Annotated in this window: 16 protein-coding genes and 1 pseudogene; 13 read left to right on the forward strand and 4 right to left on the reverse strand. The window is 46.2% G+C overall.

All coding sequences use genetic code 11. The features are described 5' to 3' along the window. Positions 1 to 53 precede the first annotated feature (53 nt). Complete coding sequence (gene zipA, locus ACUHGC_RS05555) at positions 54 to 1169, reverse strand: cell division protein ZipA (RefSeq protein WP_446834636.1); 1116 nt, start codon at positions 1167 to 1169, stop codon at positions 54 to 56. 239 nt (positions 1170 to 1408) lie between these two features. On the opposite strand from zipA, the gene cysZ reads away from it, so the two are divergent. From cysZ to ACUHGC_RS05570, 3 genes and pseudogenes are all read left to right on the forward strand, one after another. Then, positions 1409 to 2146 carry a sulfate transporter CysZ gene (cysZ, locus tag ACUHGC_RS05560; protein WP_446834637.1) on the forward strand — a complete coding sequence of 246 codons (738 nt, stop codon included), beginning with the start codon at positions 1409 to 1411 and terminating at the stop codon, positions 2144 to 2146. A gap of 212 nt (positions 2147 to 2358) precedes the next feature. Then, positions 2359 to 3309, forward strand: coding sequence for a cysteine synthase A (gene cysK / locus ACUHGC_RS05565; protein WP_446834638.1), 951 nt, complete (start codon positions 2359 to 2361; stop codon positions 3307 to 3309). Between the two features lie 280 nt (positions 3310 to 3589). After that, positions 3590 to 4194: pseudogene (locus ACUHGC_RS05570) on the forward strand (YagU family protein). 252 nt (positions 4195 to 4446) lie between these two features. On the opposite strand, the gene ACUHGC_RS05575 reads toward ACUHGC_RS05570, so the two are convergent. Together ACUHGC_RS05575 and ACUHGC_RS05580 are read right to left on the reverse strand one after the other, a co-directional pair. After that, a complete protein-coding gene (locus ACUHGC_RS05575) occupies positions 4447 to 4905 on the reverse strand; it encodes an NUDIX domain-containing protein (protein WP_446834639.1) in 459 nt (152 codons plus the stop codon). 19 nt (positions 4906 to 4924) lie between these two features. Next, on the reverse strand, positions 4925 to 5581 hold the full coding sequence (locus tag ACUHGC_RS05580; RefSeq protein ID WP_446834640.1) for a pseudouridine synthase: 657 nt from the start codon (positions 5579 to 5581) through the stop codon (positions 4925 to 4927). A gap of 140 nt (positions 5582 to 5721) precedes the next feature. On the opposite strand from ACUHGC_RS05580, the gene icd reads away from it, so the two are divergent. Then, complete coding sequence (gene icd / locus ACUHGC_RS05585; RefSeq protein WP_446834641.1) at positions 5722 to 6972, forward strand: NADP-dependent isocitrate dehydrogenase; 1251 nt, start codon at positions 5722 to 5724, stop codon at positions 6970 to 6972. A gap of 133 nt (positions 6973 to 7105) precedes the next feature. Here the strand turns inward: icd and ACUHGC_RS05590 are convergent, their stop codons facing one another. Continuing rightward, the gene (locus ACUHGC_RS05590; protein WP_446834642.1) at positions 7106 to 8320 is read right to left on the reverse strand and encodes a pyridoxal phosphate-dependent aminotransferase; all 1215 of its coding nucleotides are present in this window, start codon (positions 8318 to 8320) and stop codon (positions 7106 to 7108) included. A gap of 157 nt (positions 8321 to 8477) precedes the next feature. Between ACUHGC_RS05590 and ACUHGC_RS05595 the strand changes: the two genes are divergently transcribed. The 9 genes from ACUHGC_RS05595 (at position 8478) to menC (ending at position 17738) form a co-directional block, all read left to right on the forward strand. After that, complete coding sequence (locus ACUHGC_RS05595) at positions 8478 to 9785, forward strand: isochorismate synthase (protein WP_446834643.1); 1308 nt, start codon at positions 8478 to 8480, stop codon at positions 9783 to 9785. Next, entirely contained in the window at positions 9785 to 11491 is a 1707-nt protein-coding gene (gene menD / locus ACUHGC_RS05600) for a 2-succinyl-5-enolpyruvyl-6-hydroxy-3-cyclohexene-1-carboxylic-acid synthase (RefSeq protein WP_446834644.1), read from the forward strand. The genes ACUHGC_RS05595 and menD overlap by 1 nt, the downstream gene beginning before the upstream one ends. Positions 11492 to 11512: 21 nt before the next feature. Further along, positions 11513 to 12643 (forward strand): ParA family protein, encoded by a 1131-nt coding sequence (locus ACUHGC_RS05605; RefSeq protein WP_446834645.1) that lies wholly within the window; start codon positions 11513 to 11515, stop codon positions 12641 to 12643. Positions 12644 to 12653: 10 nt separating this feature from the next. Further along, on the forward strand, positions 12654 to 13331 hold the full coding sequence (locus tag ACUHGC_RS05610) for a hypothetical protein (RefSeq protein ID WP_446834646.1): 678 nt from the start codon (positions 12654 to 12656) through the stop codon (positions 13329 to 13331). Further along, a complete protein-coding gene (menH, locus tag ACUHGC_RS05615; RefSeq protein WP_446834647.1) occupies positions 13324 to 14076 on the forward strand; it encodes a 2-succinyl-6-hydroxy-2,4-cyclohexadiene-1-carboxylate synthase in 753 nt (250 codons plus the stop codon). The genes ACUHGC_RS05610 and menH overlap by 8 nt, the downstream gene beginning before the upstream one ends. Before the next feature lie 12 nt (positions 14077 to 14088). Next, positions 14089 to 14946, forward strand: coding sequence for a 1,4-dihydroxy-2-naphthoyl-CoA synthase (gene menB, locus ACUHGC_RS05620; RefSeq protein ID WP_446834648.1), 858 nt, complete (start codon positions 14089 to 14091; stop codon positions 14944 to 14946). 133 nt (positions 14947 to 15079) lie between these two features. Beyond that, positions 15080 to 15367: a helix-turn-helix domain-containing protein gene (locus ACUHGC_RS05625; protein WP_446834649.1), complete on the forward strand. Its 288-nt coding sequence runs from the start codon at positions 15080 to 15082 to the stop codon at positions 15365 to 15367. Next, positions 15367 to 16665: a type II toxin-antitoxin system HipA family toxin gene (locus tag ACUHGC_RS05630; RefSeq protein WP_446834650.1), complete on the forward strand. Its 1299-nt coding sequence runs from the start codon at positions 15367 to 15369 to the stop codon at positions 16663 to 16665. Before ACUHGC_RS05625 ends, ACUHGC_RS05630 begins: the two co-directional genes overlap by 1 nt. 80 nt (positions 16666 to 16745) lie before the next feature. Next, positions 16746 to 17738: an o-succinylbenzoate synthase gene (menC, locus tag ACUHGC_RS05635; protein WP_446834651.1), complete on the forward strand. Its 993-nt coding sequence runs from the start codon at positions 16746 to 16748 to the stop codon at positions 17736 to 17738. Positions 17739 to 17769: the final 31 nt, after the last annotated feature.

The raw sequence follows: 17769 nt of genomic DNA on the forward strand, positions 1-17769 counted from the left end.
ACTTTGTGGTTAAAAGTGCGGTTTTGGTTAAATGCGGGATAGCCTGTTCGAGCTTAATTAATCAATTGTAAATAGTTGTTTTTGGAATTTTCGTCGAACGGCTGACGTTTGTCGTTTAAAACCTCTCCGCCTAGTTGCTGTGCCAGCGTTTGTGCGGCGCGCAGTAGCAAGCGGAAGTTAGCCAGATCACTGCCCGGTGACGGCAGGTGCATAAACAGCACCAAGCCGGCGGTGCGGAAATCTGCCAGATTCTCCGGATCAAAAATGCCCGGTTTCATCATATTGGCGGCGCTGAACAGGATCGGCGAGTTGCCGTCCAGATCCAGATGGCGGTGATATAAGCTGTGTTGTCCGAACAGGAAACCAAGCCCTTCCAACGATTGTACCACTTGCGAGCCTTGAAAGCCGTGGCTGCTAGGCGCAACAATATACAGCATTAAAGTTTTCGGTTTTTCTTGGGTATCGCTGGCGGCTGCCGGTTTTTCGTTTTTCGGCTCAAGGTGGTCGGCTTGCGGTTGTGGCTCCGGATTCAACTGCGCACGCATGCTTTCGGCGGCGCTGGTTGGTGCGGCAACGACTTCACTGTCGATAGTCGTTTCGGAAACGTGAATTTTTGCTTGTTGAGTGGCTCGCGCCAGTTCTTCGCGTAGAATACCGGACGAGGTGTTAATCCCTTCTTCGCTGTCGATTTCTTGCTCTAAATCGGCGATGGTGCGATTTAATAATGAAGAACGGGAAAGCGATTCGGTGCGGTTGGCTGGCTCGCTGACCGCACTTGGTGTTGCAGGCGAGGTGTAGGCGACGTGGCTATCCGTGCTTGCGGCGTCCGCTTGTTGCGGCAGCGTGATCCGAATATTGCTGACCGCCTGTTCAACCGAAACCGGTGTGCTAACCGGCTGTTGTGGCACTTGCGGAATCGGTTGTGTTTCAGGATAGTTGTGATTTGCCGCCGGCGGAGCGCTGCCATGATCGAGCGGCTGCGACGGAGACACGATTGGCTCAATGTCGCGATCTAACAGATCTTGCCCCTCGGTGCGGGAATCGTAAGTGAAGGTATTGGCGGATTTAAACATCTGCGACTTTTCCCGACGGCTCGACCACAGTCCGTGAGCCACCAGAATAAGCAAAATAAGTACGATGAGAATGATTAAAATAATATGTAAATCCATTATGAACCTATTCTTTTTTAACGTTGTTCCGGGTACATAAACGCTTGCGAACATCGGATGAAAACAGATAACGCTCACAACCAGAGATTGGTTTCGCTAGCTTATCATATTTTTTCGGCAAAGAAATCTAAAAGGCGGAGAAATTGTCGCGCCGAACAATATTTGCTTTAGCGCTAACAGTCACTTATAGTGAGCGGCATTAGGTTAGATGAACAAGTGAATAGGCAAAGGTTGTGAGTATGTTTGCATCGGAATTTAAGCAAGGTTTGGAATATTTTTTGTGCGGTTGGCACTTGATCACCCGTCCGGGATTGCGTCGATTTGTGGTGATGCCGATTTTGATTAATATCGTGTTGTTAGTCGTTATTTTTTGGCTGATGTTGGGGCAAGTCGGCGGCTTTGCTGCTTGGGCGGTGAGCTTTGTGCCGTCGTGGTTAGACTGGCTCAGCTATCTGATTTATGCGCTGGCGATCATCACGATTTTGCTGGTTTTTTTCTTTATTTTTAATCTGGTCGCCGGTTTTATCGCCGCGCCGTTTAACGGGATTTTAGCCGAGAAAGTCGAGCGAATGCTGACCGGAGAAGATCTCGATGAAATGGGAATGCTGGATTTGCTGAAAGATACGCCGCGGATTTTACTACGCGAATGGCAAAAATTTGTCTATTCGTTTCCGAAATTTATCGGGCTGTTTGTGCTGAGTTTCGTGCCGGGCATCGGACAAACCTTGATTCCACCGCTATTTTTCTTATATGGCGCGTGGATGGCGGCGATTCAATATTGTGACTATCCGTTTGATAACCATAAAATTTCCTTTATGCAAATGCGTTACCAACTGGCGGAAAAGCGCAACCTGAATTTGACATTCGGCGGGCTGGTGTCGATTTGTACCTTTATTCCGTTTTTGAATTTTATCATTATTCCGGTTGCGGTATGCGGCGCGACCGCACTTTGGGTCGATCACTACCGCGCCTTGTAAAATCAGGATTTCAGCGATTGGACGCAGCCTGGCAGCGAAGTGGCGAACCGCACTTCAACTGATGTTGCGCCACGTTCCGGAACGGATTTACAGGGTAAATAACCGCAGGTTATAAAGTATAACGATAAACCATTAATTTTTTATGCGAAAAGCGATTATGCTTTATTCATCAGGTTTATCACATCGGTTTATGACAACAGCAAGAGGTTAATATGACAATTTTTGCAGATAATTCCCAAACGATTGGCAACACCCCGTTAGTGCGTTTAAAACATTTCGGACACAATGGCAATCTGGTTGCCAAGATTGAAGCGCGCAACCCGAGTTTCAGCGTAAAATGCCGTATTGGTGCCAACATGGTGTGGCAGGCGGAAAAAGACGGGCTCTTGACTAAAGATAAAGAGATCGTCGATGCCACCAGTGGCAACACCGGCATTGCATTAGCCTATGTAGCGGCGGCGCGCGGTTATAAAATCACCCTGACGATGCCAGAAACCATGAGCTTGGAGCGCAAACGATTGTTAAGAGGCTTGGGCGTTAATTTAGTCTTGACCGAAGGCGCAAAAGGCATGAAAGGCGCGATTGCCAAAGCCGAAGAGATCGCCGCCTCGGATCCGAGTCGTTATATTGTGTTGAAGCAATTTGAAAATCCGGCGAATCCGGCGATCCACCAGCAAACCACCGGCCCTGAAATTTGGAATGCTACCGAAGGTGCGGTTGATGTGTTGGTTGCCGGTGTCGGCACCGGCGGCACAATCACCGGCGTAAGCCGTGCGATTAAGCAGGATTTCGGCAAAGCGATTGTATCGGTGGCAGTTGAGCCAACCGAATCACCGGTGATTACCCAAACCCGCAACGGCGAGGAAGTGAAACCGGGCCCACACAAAATTCAAGGCATCGGCGCCGGTTTTATTCCGCAAAATTTAGATTTAAGCTTAATCGATCGGGTTGAAACTGTGGACAGTGAAACCGCACTTGCAACGGCTCGCCGTTTAATGGCGGAGGAAGGCATTTTAGCCGGAATTTCATCCGGTGCGGCAGTGGCGGCAGCAGACAAAATTGCAAAACTGCCGGAATTTGCTGATAAATTGGTGGTGGTGGTTCTGCCTTCCGCTTCGGAGCGCTACCTCAGCACCGCACTTTTTGATGGAATTGAAGCCTAATTCGTTCCAGTTGAATGATGTTATTGAGCCCCGAATGGTCATTTGGGGTTTTTTATTATCTGAAGTTGTAAATAAGGTGAATAAATTGATCTGCATTGGTTAATGATATGTAACAAGTTGTGTTATTTGACTGTTTTTTTTGTTTTTTAATGATTGACTGTGTCAAAATTAGGTATAAGATTACAAACGATTTATATCATTTTGATAATTAATTTTATCAAAAAAATTTAGGGCATTTTACCCTATTCTTTGTATCAACCAAACCAATCAGGAACACGTTATGTCAGGTTTATTCACTCAAACTGATCCGGCTCGCCGCCGCTATGGCGTTGCCGTTTTTGTCGGTATCGTTGCCGGTATCATCTCTGCTTTTGTTAAATGGGGGCGGAACATCCGTTTCCACCGCGTAGTCCAATCGATCTTTTCGTTTCGGCTTGTCAAGATCCGTCACAAGCGTTGGAAGTTTGTTCACGCGCATTTTTGAATCCGCCGCACGTTTTCTTGCGCGACTATATCGGCATTGATCCGACAGAAGCGGTGTTCACCTTTGCCGACCACGGTTTTAACTGGATTGGCGTGACTCACATGATTTTCTCTTTGGTGTTCGCGATTGGTTATTGCATCGTGGCAGAACGTTTCCCGAAAATCAAATTCTGGCAAGGTATCGGCGCCGGTATCATCTCCAACATCTGCGTTCACTACATCACCTTCCCGATGTTAGGCTTAACCCCGCCGGTTTCCGAATGGCCGTTATATGAACACATTTCCGAATTGGTCGGTCACATTTTCTGGTTCTGGACTATCGAGGTGATTCGTCGCGATCTGCGCAACCGCATCACGAATGAGCCTGATGCTGAAGTGCCATTAAACTCGCCGTCTCGTTAAGCAATACAGTTGATTGCGCCGAATGGTATAAAAAATCCGAGCTTAGACTCGGATTTTTTATTGCGGATTTCGCGAACGACTTATGGCAAATAGTGGATAATGTTAAAGAAAGTAACGCCCATAGTAATGCCAAATAGTGCGCCTAGTGTTGCTAACTCTGCGAGAATGCCTTTAGTTTTTTGTGACATGAATAACTCCGATAAAAATAATTTCGGGGCTATTATGCTCATTTTTGTGACGTAGATCACACTTTTATTTAATTGGTTTTAGTAATTGCTGCGAATATGTCGGTTGGGTCAAATAATCTTGAATCGCCTCAATCACTAACGGACTGCGTGCGCCTTGTCCCGGTTGTCGGATATAGGCTTCAAATTCATCAACTGTCAGCCAAAGCCCGCGGGTAATATCGCTGTCGTGCGGAGTGATTTCGCAACAGTGATCCAGCTCCAGTACAAAGGTGAAACGCAGAAAATCCAGTTGAGTGGTCGGGGCGCGCCATTGGTAGATTTTCAGCAGTTTGCCGATATTGACTGCGCGGATGCCGGTTTCCTCCCATAATTCACGTTGCATTCCCTCGATGAGGGTTTCATCTTTTTCCAAATGCCCGCCGGGTTGGTTCAGGGTTAAAATCCCATTATCCCACTCCTCGACAAACAGAAATTTATGTTGGCAATGAACCACACAAGCTAGAGTAACATTCGGTTTATGCACTTAGTTTTGCTCGTTGTTATCAGTTGAGCAGTTGGAATAAACGCGCTTTTTCTTGCGCATTGAGAACGCGATATTCACCGTTGGCTAAGCCTTGCAAATCAAACCCGGCGGTGGCTGCGCGGATTAAGCGTAACGTTGGAAAACCGATATGTGCGGTCATACGTCGCACTTGGCGGTTGCGCCCCTCGTGAATTTGCAGCTCCAACCAGCAGGTCGGAATCTGTTGGCGCTCGCGAATCGGCGGAACGCGCTGCCACAAGTTCGGCGGCTCGGCGATTAACCGCACTTTAGCCGGCAAGGTTTTGCCGTCATTTAACATCACGCCGCGGCGCAACGCCTCAAGTGCGGTTTCATCGGGAATATTTTCCACTTGCACCCAATAGGTTTTCGCCATTTTAAATTTCGGATCGGTCAAACGGTGTTGCAACTTGCCGTTATTGGTCAGTAGCAATAAACCTTCGCTGTCGCGATCCAATCGTCCGGCAGGGTAAATATCGCGAATCGGAATAAAATCTTTCAGCGTTTTGCGTTGCTGCTCGTCGCGAAATTGGGTTAACACGTCGAACGGCTTGTTGAATAGAATGACCTGGGTTTCCGCAAGCGTCAGCGCCACTGCGGGCTTGGTGCGAGCGCTTGGTTTGCGCAAAGTGCGGTACGATGTAGGGGATTTAGCCATAATGTTAAAAAATTATTAATAATTTTGTTAAAGTGTGATATGAATAAAAGAAATAATCCTAGAAAAACTATACTATTCTCATGCTTAAAGATACAGTATATTTTTATCGACGATAAATCCCACACGCAAAAGGAGCTGATATGCAAAGTAAAGTCGTTGTCCCTACTCAAGGTAGTAAAATCACACTGGAAAACGGGCGCTTAAACGTGCCGAATAATCCGATTATTCCTTTTATCGAGGGCGACGGAATCGGGGTTGATGTTACGCCGGCAATGCGTTTGGTGCTGGATGCTGCGGTAGAAAAAGCCTATAACGGCGAGTGCAAAATTGAATGGATGGAAGTCTATACCGGTGAAAAATCCACCAAAGTTTACGGCGAAAATGAATGGCTGCCACAAGAAACCTTGGATTTAATTAAAGAATACCGTGTAGCGATTAAAGGCCCATTGACCACTCCAATCGGTGGCGGCATTCGTTCGTTAAATGTGGCGCTGCGTCAATTGCTGGATCTCTATATCTGTCTGCGTCCGGTGCGTTATTATGACGGCACGCCAAGCCCGTTGAAACACCCGGAATACACCGACATGGTGATTTTCCGTGAAAACTCTGAAGATATTTATGCTGGCGTCGAATGGCAAGCGGGTACGCCGGAAGCGGAAAAAGTGATCGACTTCCTGACCAAAGAGATGGGCGTCACCAAAATTCGTTTCACTGATGATTGCGGAATCGGGATTAAACCGACCTCAAAAGCCGGTACGCAACGTTTAGTGCGTGCGGCGATCCAATATGCGATCGATAACGATCGTGACGTGGTGACGCTGGTGCATAAAGGCAATATCATGAAATTTACCGAAGGCGCATTCAAAAGCTGGGGCTACGAAGTGGCACAACAAGAGTTCGGCGCCGAATTGCTGGACGGCGGCCCGTGGATGAGCTTTAAAAATCCGAAGAGCGGTAAAACCATTACCGTCAATGATGTGATTGCCGATGCGTTTTTACAACAAATTTTGTTGCGCCCGAAAGAATATGATGTGATCGCGACCATGAACTTGAACGGCGACTACATTTCTGACGCACTGGCGGCACAAGTCGGCGGCATCGGCATCGCACCGGGGGCGAATATCGGCGACGAATGTGCGATTTTCGAAGCCACCCACGGCACTGCACCGAAATACGCCGGACAAGACAAAGTCAATCCTGGCTCTTTGATTCTGAGCGGCGAGATGATGTTGCGTCACCTCGGCTGGATTGAAGCGGCGGATCTGGTGGTGAGCGGTATGGAAAAAGCCATTTCCAACAAAACTGTCACCTACGATTTCGAACGCTTGATGGACGGCGCGACCCTGCGCAAATGTTCTGAATTTGCAGCGGATATCGTTGAGAATATGTAATCGTTAAATCGCGTTCGATCACGCAAAAAACCACAACCTCGGTTGTGGTTTCAGACTGCAGACAAAGGTCTAGTAAAATGTTTATCCCTTTGTCTGCGGTATCCGAGGATACCTTTTCACGCAACTATCAATACTACTGCCGATAATTACTCAAGAAGCGTGCAATCTTGTGGATCGCGTCTTCTAGCTGGGTGACGTAAGGCAGGGTGACAATTCGGAAGTGATCCGGCTGGTGCCAGTTAAAACCACGGCCGTGTACGATCAACACTTTCTCTTGGCGCAGTAAGTCCAGTACCATTTTTTCGTCGTCATACAGATTGAATTTTTTCACATCCAGTTTTGGGAACATATACAGCGCGCCCATCGGTTTGACACAACTCACACCCGGGATGTCGTTCAGCAGCTCATAAGCAAGATTACGCTGTTCCAGCAAACGTCCGTTTGGCAAAATCAACTCATTAATGCTTTGATAGCCGCCAAGTGCGGTTTGGATTGCGTGTTGCATCGGCACATTGGCACACAGCCGCATCGACGCCATCATGTCCAGCCCTTCAATATAGCCTTTGGCTTTATCTTTTGGCCCGTTCAAAATCATCCAACCTTGACGGAAGCCGCAGCTGCGATAGGCTTTGGAAAGGCTGTTAATCGTGATGGTTAATAAATCGGGCGCCAGTGCCGCGATATGGTGGTGCACCGCATCGTCATATAAAATTTTGTCATACACTTCATCGGCGAAAATCAGCAAGTTGTTTTGGCGCGCTACTTCGGCAATGTCTAACAAGACTTCTTTGCTATATACCGCACCGGTCGGGTTATTCGGGTTAATTAGCACAATCGCTTTGGTGCGCGAGGTGACCTTGCTTTTAATATCGGCAATATCCGGGAACCAGTCCGCTTGTTCGTCACACACATAATGCACCGCTTTGCCGCCGGACAGCGTGACGGCGGCGGTCCACAGCGGATAATCCGGCATTGGTACTAATACTTCGTCGCCGTCGTTTAACAGCGCCTGCATTGACATGGTAATCAATTCGGAGCCGCCGTTGCCGATGTACACATCATTGACGGTAGATTCGGTCACCCCTTTCGATTGGTAATATTGCACTACCGCTTTTCGCGCGGAATACAAGCCTTTGGATTCGCAATATCCCTGGGCAGTGGGCAAGTTGCGGATAATATCGACCAACACCTCATCCGGCGCATCGAAGCCGAACGGGGCGGTGTTGCCGATATTCAGTTTTAAGATTTTGTGCCCTTCCTCTTCTAAGCGAACCGCTTCTTTATGCACTTTGCCGCGAATATCGTAGCAAACGTGTTCTAATTTATTGGATTTAGGAAAAATATCCATGTTGAACCTTTAGATTTTCGGTGTGGTAAAGTTAATTTGTTTACTCTACGCTGATTTAGCAAAAATGAAAAGATTTCGGTCAATATTTCTTTTAAAGTGCGGTAAAATGAAGGTTTCTCATTTATCAGCTCAGAATATAAAATAGGTCATTGAGATAATGGACTGTTGGCAACAGATAAAACAACAATTATTCCAACTGTTGAAAAATCATTCATTTAGCGCGCACGATACGATCACGCAGTATCAATTCAGCCTTGAGGGCTGCGATAATCTTTTGGCGTGGTTGAAAGGGCAGCCGCACTATCCGCGCTTTTTTTGGCAGGCTCGCGGCGAGTCGGCGCAATCGGTTGCGCTCGGGCAGGTGAAAACCTTCACCGCACTTGCCGTCGCGCAAGACTTTTTAGCACAGCAGTGCGAGCGCCCGATTCGCTTGGTGGGGGGCTTAACCTTTGAAGGCGAAGCCTGTTTCTATCTGCCGCGTTTATGGTTAGTGCAGCAAGACGATCGGTTGAATGTGACGTTGACGCTATCCGCCGACGATCATGCCGCTGCAATCCACGATTTCATAGCACAATTAAATTCAGCTCAGCCGTTAGCCGAGGTGAAAGCGCATCTTGAATTAAGCCGTCAAGCCTATTCGCAAACCGAATGGCAGGATTTGGTACAAGAGGCGCTTGACGGCATTGAACAGGGGCGCTTTACTAAAGTCGTGCTAGCGCAGCAAAAGGAATTTGTATTGAGCGAAACGGTTGATCCGCACGATTTATTAGCGCACGCCCGATCGCAGCAGCCGACGTGTTACTACTTTTTATGGGCACAATCGGCAGCACAAACCTTCTGGGGTGTTAGTCCGGAGCGGCTATATCAGCGCCAACAGCAACAACTGTTTACCGAAGCTTTAGCGGGCACAGCGGAAAATGGCGGCGATCAGCAGCAAAACCAACAGCAGCAACAATGGCTGCTGCAAGACGGCAAAAATATCCATGAAAATTGGCTGGTGGTGGAAGATATTTGCGCCAAGCTCTCCAATTTAAGCCAACATTTGGATATTAACGAGCTGAGCAGCCGTAGTTTGCGCTATGTGCAACATTTGGTGCGCAATATCGGCGCAAAGTTATATCCGGACGTGAACGATCAAGCCTGTTTAACTGCGATTCATCCGAGTGCCGCAGTGGGCGGTTTACCGTATGCGGCTGCGCTGAAATTTATTGCCGAGCGGCAAAACTTCAAACGTCATTGGTATGCCGGCACCTTGGGCGTGATGTCGTTGGCGAACAGCGAATTTTGTGTGGCGATTCGTTCCAGTTTGCTGACGAAAGATCCGCAAAATTCGGATAAAATTGCGATTTTCGCAGGAGCGGGTATTGTTGCCGGTTCTGTTCCCTTGCTAGAATGGCAGGAGATTGAAAGAAAAGCTGCCGGCATTTTATCCCTGTTTCCGGCACAACAAAATGGAGAAAAGTGATGTCAGTTGCGGTATTTAATCGCTGTTGGGCGAGGGTGGTTCTGGAAAGTTTGGTGCGCAACGGCGTGCAGCATTTTTGTATAGCCCCCGGTTCCCGTTCGACCCCGTTGACACTGGAAGCGGTTCGCTTGCAAGACAGCCATCGCGCGACTTGTCACAGCCATTTTGATGAGCGTGGTTTGGGTTTTTTCGCCTTAGGCTTAGCCAAAGCCAGCCAAAGTGCGGTCGCGTTGATTGTGACATCCGGCACTGCGGTCGCCAATTTATATCCGGCAGTGATTGAAGCGGCGCAAAGCGGGTATAACTTGATCGTATTAAGTGCCGATCGTCCGCCGGAATTGATCAATAGTGGAGCGAATCAAGCGATTGTGCAAACCGGCATTTTCGCGGACTATCCTGTCGCTAGCATCAACTTCCCTCGTCCAAGTGAAGATTACACTAGTGCGTGGTTGTTGAGCCAGATCGATCAGGCTTGCCAGAAACAGCGCCAAACATCAGGCGTGTTGCATTTTAATTTACCCTTTGCCGAACCGCTATATCAAGCTGATGAAAGTGCGGTGCAACAGCACGGCTGGCTGATTGAATTTAACCGTTGGTTAAGCAAAAAACAGCCGTGGATTGCTTATGCTGAACAGCAAAGTGAGGTGTTGATCCATGAGCATTGGGATTATTGGCGCACCAAGCAAGGGGTGATTGTGGTCGGCAAATTGCCGCAAGAACAAAGCATGGGCATTTCCGCCTGGGCGGCAACCATGGGCTGGGTGGTGCTGAGCGATGTGCAATCGGGCTTGGAATCGCCGTTGCCGTACGCCGACATTTGGCTTGCGAATGAACTGGTACAGCAAAAATTATTACAAGCGGAAATTGTGTTGCAGTTTGGCAGCCAGATTATCAGCAAACGCGTGAACCACTTTTTACAGCAATTTAAAGGTGAATATTGGCTGATTGAAGCCTCGAATAAACCGCTTGATCCGTATTATCATCAACAAACCCGTTTTAACGTGAAAGTGCACCACTGGCTGCGTGCGCACCCGCCGTTGCGCCAGCGCCCGTGGTTGCTTGAACCGTTGGCGTTATCACAATTTTGCGCTTCGTTTATTGAGCAACAAATTGGGGGTAACTTAAATGAAGCCTCGTTGGCGCACCACGTCAGCCGCGTGTTGCCGAGCAACGGCGCACTATTTTTAGGCAACAGTCTGTTTGTGCGGTTGGTTGATGCGTTGTGTAAATTGCCGGAAGGTTATCCGGTATATACCAATCGTGGTGCTAGCGGCATAGATGGTTTACTGGCGACTGCCGCAGGGGTGTCGGTTGCGAGCAACCAGCCATTGGTGGCGATGCTGGGCGATATATCGGCTTTATATGATTTAAACTCTTTGGCGCTGTTTAAGCAGGTGCGCCAACCGACAATTTTATTCGTGATTAATAATAACGGCGGTGCGATTTTTGATATGTTGCCGGTCGAAGAGAGTGTAAAAGAGCAATATTATCGCTTGGGGCACGGATTAGATTTTTCACCGGCTGCCACTATGTTCGGCATTAATTACAGCCGCCCCTACACTTGGGCGGATCTGAACTCGGTGTTGAAACAAGCATACGGACGCAAAGAAACCACGTTAATTGAAATTAAAGTAAATCCGAACGACGGCAGCAAAATTTATAAGTCGCTGATTGAGCAAATTGCAGGAGCGATGATTGGCGGTTAACTACTTAAAGGGAATATTAATATGAAAATGATCTCACTATTTAATAACAAAGGTGGCGTTGGAAAATCGACATTAGCTTTTCATCTAGCTCATATTCTATCAGCTATGGGACATAAAACGTTAATTATTGATTTGGATCCTCAATGTAATTTAACAATTTTTGCAATGGAAGAAGAAGAGTTGCATAAAATTTGGGAGGATGAAAATGATTTTATTGAAGATTTAGAGCAGGCAAAAAAAAATACACCTGGTGAAAATTATAATAGCCTTCTAAAAAGTCCTCGAACTATTCACTTTTTATTAAAACCAGCTGAAGATGGTTTGGAGAATTTTGAACCTTTACCCCCTCCTATAGAAATTAATAAAAATCTAGGTCTAATTCCAGGTAGGCTAACAGTTAACCAATATGAAAGTAAAATTTCTGAAAGATGGAATGGTTTATATAGAGGGGAGCCTCTTTCCATCAGAACTGTTACTAATATTAGAGCCATAGCGGAGTCTTATTCAGAAGAATATAATTATGATTTTGTTATTGTTGATACATCACCTAGTCTTGGTGATTTGAATAAAGTTATTATATCAACAGTTGATGGTTTTATTATTCCTGCATTGCCAGATATGTTTTCTCTTTATGGTATAAGAAATATTGGTAATTCTCTTAAATTATGGAAAAAGGAATTTGATACTATTTATGGATTGATTTCTACTGATAAAAGAAAGCGATTTCCACGGAAGTTTGTAAGATTTTTAGGATATACCATTTATAATGCAAAAAAATATAGTAAAGAGAAAAAAGAAAATAACGGAAATAATGAAAATAAAGAAAAGGAATTAGCTAGAGCTCATGAGTATTATGCCCAGCAGATACCAAAAACTATAGAAAAATTTATAAGTATTGAAGTTCGAGAACACCTGTCAGATACAGTGGCACATTTACCTATTGGAAGGGATGCGTTGATGTATTCGCATAATACATTACCAAATATGGCTCAAAAATATAAAACTCCAATGTGGCAAGTGCCAATGTTACCGAATTTAAATCCTAAGGATAAATCAACTATATCAGGAAATAAAGCTAAATACATTGATACTAAAAATAAATATAAAGAATTTGGAGAGGACTTTTTAAGAAGAATTGAAGCGTTGGATTGAGAATATCGTGATGAATACTAAAATAATTACCTCTTATGAGGAGAGGAAACATGCATATCAATCATTTATAGATGCAATATCGGGTTATTTTTTAGGTCACCCAAAACTCAATAAGCAGCCTTTGCCGATTGTACACTCTATTAAAAGCAGACTTAAGGATTCAGGGCATTTAAACGAAAAAATAGATAGAAAAAACAAAGAGGGTAAGGAATGTATTACCGAAGAAAATGTGTATCTCAGGATTACAGATTTTGCCGGAGTTAGAATTTTGCACTTATATCAAGAACAGTTTATTGATATACATCGAGCAATCATAGAACAGATAAGTAATCAGGAGTGGGCATTTGTTGAACCTCCCAAAGCGTATACATGGGATCCAGAATATAAAAAACAATATGAATCATTAGATATACATACTGAAATTAAAGATACTTTTTATACAAGCGTTCATTATATTGTAAAAGCTAATAATAATAGAGAAAAACCTATTTGTTGTGAAATACAGGTAAGAACATTATTTGAAGAGATTTGGGGGGAGATTGATCATACAATTAATTATCCCAATAAGACTAATAGTATAGCTTGCGGAGAACAATTAAAAGTCTTGGCGAGATTAATATCTACAGGAACCCGTTTGGCGGATTCCATTTTTAAAAGTCATGAGGAACATAAAGCGCAAGATGGCTGAGCAGTATCATTTGATTTTCTTGCACGGCTTGCTCGGCACATGGCAAGACTGGCAGCCGGTGATTGCGCGGCTACCGCACTTTGAGTGTGTCAGCCTCGATCTGCCGTGGCACGGACAAGAAAAAGCCACAAAAGTGAATGATTTTGACGAAACCAGCCGCTATCTTGCAAAAAAAATCCAAAGTGCGGTTGGCAATGCGCCGTATTGGCTGATTGGCTATTCGTTAGGTGGGCGTTTGGCGCTGCACTATGCTTTTCAAACTCAGCAATCGCTCGGCAATTTAAAAGGGCTGATATTAGAAGGTGCAAATTTGGGTTTGAACAGTGAAACAGAAAAGCAGGCGCGTTGGCAGCATGATCACGCATGGGCGCAGCGCTTTGCGACCGAAACGCCAAGTGCGGTGCTGGAGGATTGGTATCAACAGCCGGTCTTTGCCGATTTAACCGAAACACAGCGGCAAGAGCTGATTGAAAAGCGTTCACCGAATTGTGGTGAGAATATTGCCCGAATGCTCTTGGCGACTTCATTAGCGAAACAACCCAATTTTACAGCCGAAGTGCGGTCAAGCAGATTGCCGATTCATTATTTTTGCGGCGAGCAGGATCAAAAATTTCGCCGAATGGCAGAAGCGAATCAACTAAATTTAACCTTAATCAAGCAAGCCGGACACAATGCGCATCAAGCCAATCCGGACGAATTTGCGGCGCAGCTGACCGCACTTTTAACCTCGTTTTACGCAAACTAAAAAGGAAATATTATGTTATATCCAAGTGAAGAATTCTTATACGCGCCGGTTGAGTGGCAAGATTGCAGCACCGGCTTTGAGGATATTCTGTATCATAAATCCACTGACGGCATTGCCAAAATCACCATTAACCGTCCGCAAGTGCGCAATGCGTTTCGCCCGCAAACGGTGAAAGAGATGATCACCGCATTTGCCGATGCGCGTTTTGATGAAAAGGTGGGGGTGATTGTACTAACCGGCCAGGGTGAAAAAGCCTTCTGTGCAGGCGGCGATCAAAAAGTGCGCGGCGATTACGGCGGTTATCAAGACGACGCGGGCGTACATCACTTGAACGTATTGGATTTCCAACGCGATATTCGCAGCTGTCCGAAACCGGTTGTGGCGATGGTGGCAGGCTATGCGATTGGTGGCGGTCATGTGTTGCATATGTTGTGTGATTTGACGATTGCCGCTGAAAATGCGGTGTTCGGGCAGACCGGACCGAAAGTCGGTTCATTTGACGGCGGCTGGGGCGCATCTTATATGGCTCGGATTGTAGGGCAGAAAAAAGCGCGTGAAATCTGGTTCTTATGCCGTCAATATAATGCACAAGAAGCTTTGGATATGGGCTTGGTGAACACCGTTGTGCCGTATGCCGATTTGGAAAAAGAAACCGTGCGCTGGTGTCGTGAGATGTTGCAGAACAGCCCAATTGCCCTGCGTTGCTTAAAAGCCGCACTGAATGCGGACTGTGACGGACAAGCCGGGCTGCAAGAACTGGCGGGCAATGCGACGATGCTGTTTTATATGACCGAAGAAGGCCAAGAAGGACGCAATGCGTTCAACCAAAAACGTGAGCCTGATTTCAGCAAATTTAAGCGTAATCCATAGTCTTAAGCGTATTCAAAGTGCGGTTTAATCCTTTTAAGAGGATAATTTGATAATTATCCTTTTATAGGGATAAGTTTGATTTTACCCTTATAAAGGGATAGAATGGGTTTTATCTGTTATGGAGGATAAAATCATGGCGATTACCACAGCAAAAATGCTTGCTCATACTTTGAAAGAGTACCGCTATAACCATCAATTGTCACAGGCGCAAGTTGCCTTGCAAGCCGGGGTGAAACAAACCACGGTGTCGGCATTTGAAAATAATCCGGAACGTAGTAAGGTTGAGACGTTGTTTAATTTGTTGGCGGCATTGGAATTGGAAATCACCTTGTCGCCGAGAAAGCAGGTCGCCGTGAAAACGACTGAAACCGCTTATCATCAAGTTCAAGAGCTGCCGGCTGAATTTGGCGAGGATTGGTAATGCAGACGTTAGCGGTTGCGATGAACGGCATCGAAGTGGGGCGCTGGACGAAAGATTCGGCTGGCGCCAGTCTATTTCGCTATGACGAGAATTGGTTGCAACACCCCAAATCACGCCCGATTTCGCTCTCTTTGCCGCTGTCGGCAAAAGAGTATAAAGGCAGTGCGGTCTATAATTTTTTTGATAATTTACTGCCGGATAACGATGTGATTCGCGCCCGTATTCAGCAACGATTTCAGGTGGCGACCAAACATCCGTTTGATCTGTTACGCGCTATCGGGCACGATTGCGTCGGCGCCATTCAGCTCTATTTTATCGGAGCTTACGCCAAACGAGTTCAGCAAATTGAAGCGGTTCCGCTTTCTGATGATTATATTGCAGCACTGTTGCAAAATTATCGAATGTCGCCGCTGGGTATGGATTCGGAACATCAGGATTTCCGTATCTCACTCGCTGGCGCTCAGGAAAAAACTGCTTTTTTATATTATCAAAATCAATGGTGCAAACCGTTAGGCACTACGCCGACCAGCCATATTTTCAAATTGCCTATCGGTGTTGTCGGACAGGGGCAGCTGGATTTATCGGAAAGTTGTGAAAATGAATGGCTTTGTTTGCAGCTCTTGCGTGCCTTTGAGTTGCCGGTGGCAGAAGCGGAAATTTTACATTTTGATGAAGCCAAAGTATTGGCAATTAAACGTTTTGATCGCCGTTGGTCGGCCGGCGGCACATGGCTGGTTCGGTTGCCGCAAGAGGATATGTGTCAAGCGCTCGGTATTGCGCCCGCTTTGAAATATGAAGCGGACGGCGGGCCTTCGATTTTGAATATTTTAGATTTACTCAAAGGTTCAACGGAAAATACCATTGATCGTCGGCATTTTTTCAAAGCGCAGATTATTTTCTGGCTGATGGCGGCAATCGACGGCCATGCCAAAAACTACAGCGTATTTTTGGAAAAAAACAACCATTATCGACTGACGCCGTTTTATGATGTGATGTCGGCTTTTCCGCTAATGACCCCACAAGGCTTGCAGAAGCAAAAAGTGAAAATGGCGATGGCGTGGCAAGGCAAAAATAAACATTATCAATGGAACACCATTCAACCGCGACATTTTATTGAAACCGGCAAAAAAGCCGGGCTGCGGCAGCCGATTGTGGAGGATATTTTGCATGAAATCGCCATTCAGTATCAAAGTGCGGTTGAGCAGTGCCAGCGGACGCTGCCTGCGGGTTTTCCGTCGCATATCAGTGATGCGATTTTGAGTGGTGTATGGCGACAAGGCATGAAATTTTTGTCTTGATTTAGGATTAATTAGGTTAATTAGGGTTAAAGTACGGTAAGATTTTCAAATCTTGCTGTTTGGCATTTATAAGGTGGCTTATGACAATCAGAACTTATCATCTTTATCGTTATTCAATCCCTGTGGATTCGCAGGTGGTACTGCGCAATCGTTTTTTGAAAAAGCGCGAAGGCTTGCTGGTGCAGGTTAAGTGCGGTCAGCATGAGGGCTGGGGAGAAATTGCGCCGTTGCCGGAATTTAGTCAAGAAACGCTGGAACAAGCACAGGCGCAAACCGCACTTTGGTTGCAACAGTGGGACGAAGCGCGCAGTCGCAATGAAAAATTGCCGTTGGACGGCTTGTATCCTTCGGTGGCATTCGGGCTGAGTTGTGCATTAGCAGAGTTGAAAGGCGAATTGGGCGAAGCAGGCAATTATCAAGCGGCGTCACTGTGTTATGGCGATCCTGATGAATTATATGATCAGCTGGAGCAAATGCCGGGCGAAAAAGTGGCAAAAGTAAAAGTCGGATTATACGAAGCCAATCGTGACGGGCTGATTGCCGATATGCTGTTGGAAGCCGTGCCGGATTTGAAATTGCGCCTTGACGCAAACCGCTCTTGGACACCGGCGAAAGCGCAGATGTTTGCCAAATATGTGAAACCGGAACATCGCAGCCGGATTCAGTTTTTAGAAGAACCGTGTAAAACCCAAGACGAAAGCCGCCAGTTTGCAGCGGAAAGCGGCATTGCGATTGCCTGGGACGAAAGCGTGCGAGAAGCGGATTTCGAGGTTAAGGCCGAACCGCACTTGGCGGCGATTGTGATTAAACCGACATTGGTTGGTTCGCTACAGCGTTGTATTGAGCTGATTCAACAAGCGCAGCAACAAGGTATCACTGCGGTGATCAGCTCCTCAATTGAGTCTAGTTTCGGCTTGAGCCAGTTGGCACGGATTGCACAGCAATATACACCGAATGTAATTCCGGGTTTAGATACTTTGGATTTAATGGACTTTCAATTAGTGCGTCCATGGCAAGGCTCTGAATTGCCGCTGGTAGATTTAAACAGCGAATGGGTAGAAAAAGTGCTATAAAGCACTGCTATTTGAAAAAATATTGTTATAA

The organism is Testudinibacter sp. P27/CKL/0425 (assembly GCF_052931395.1).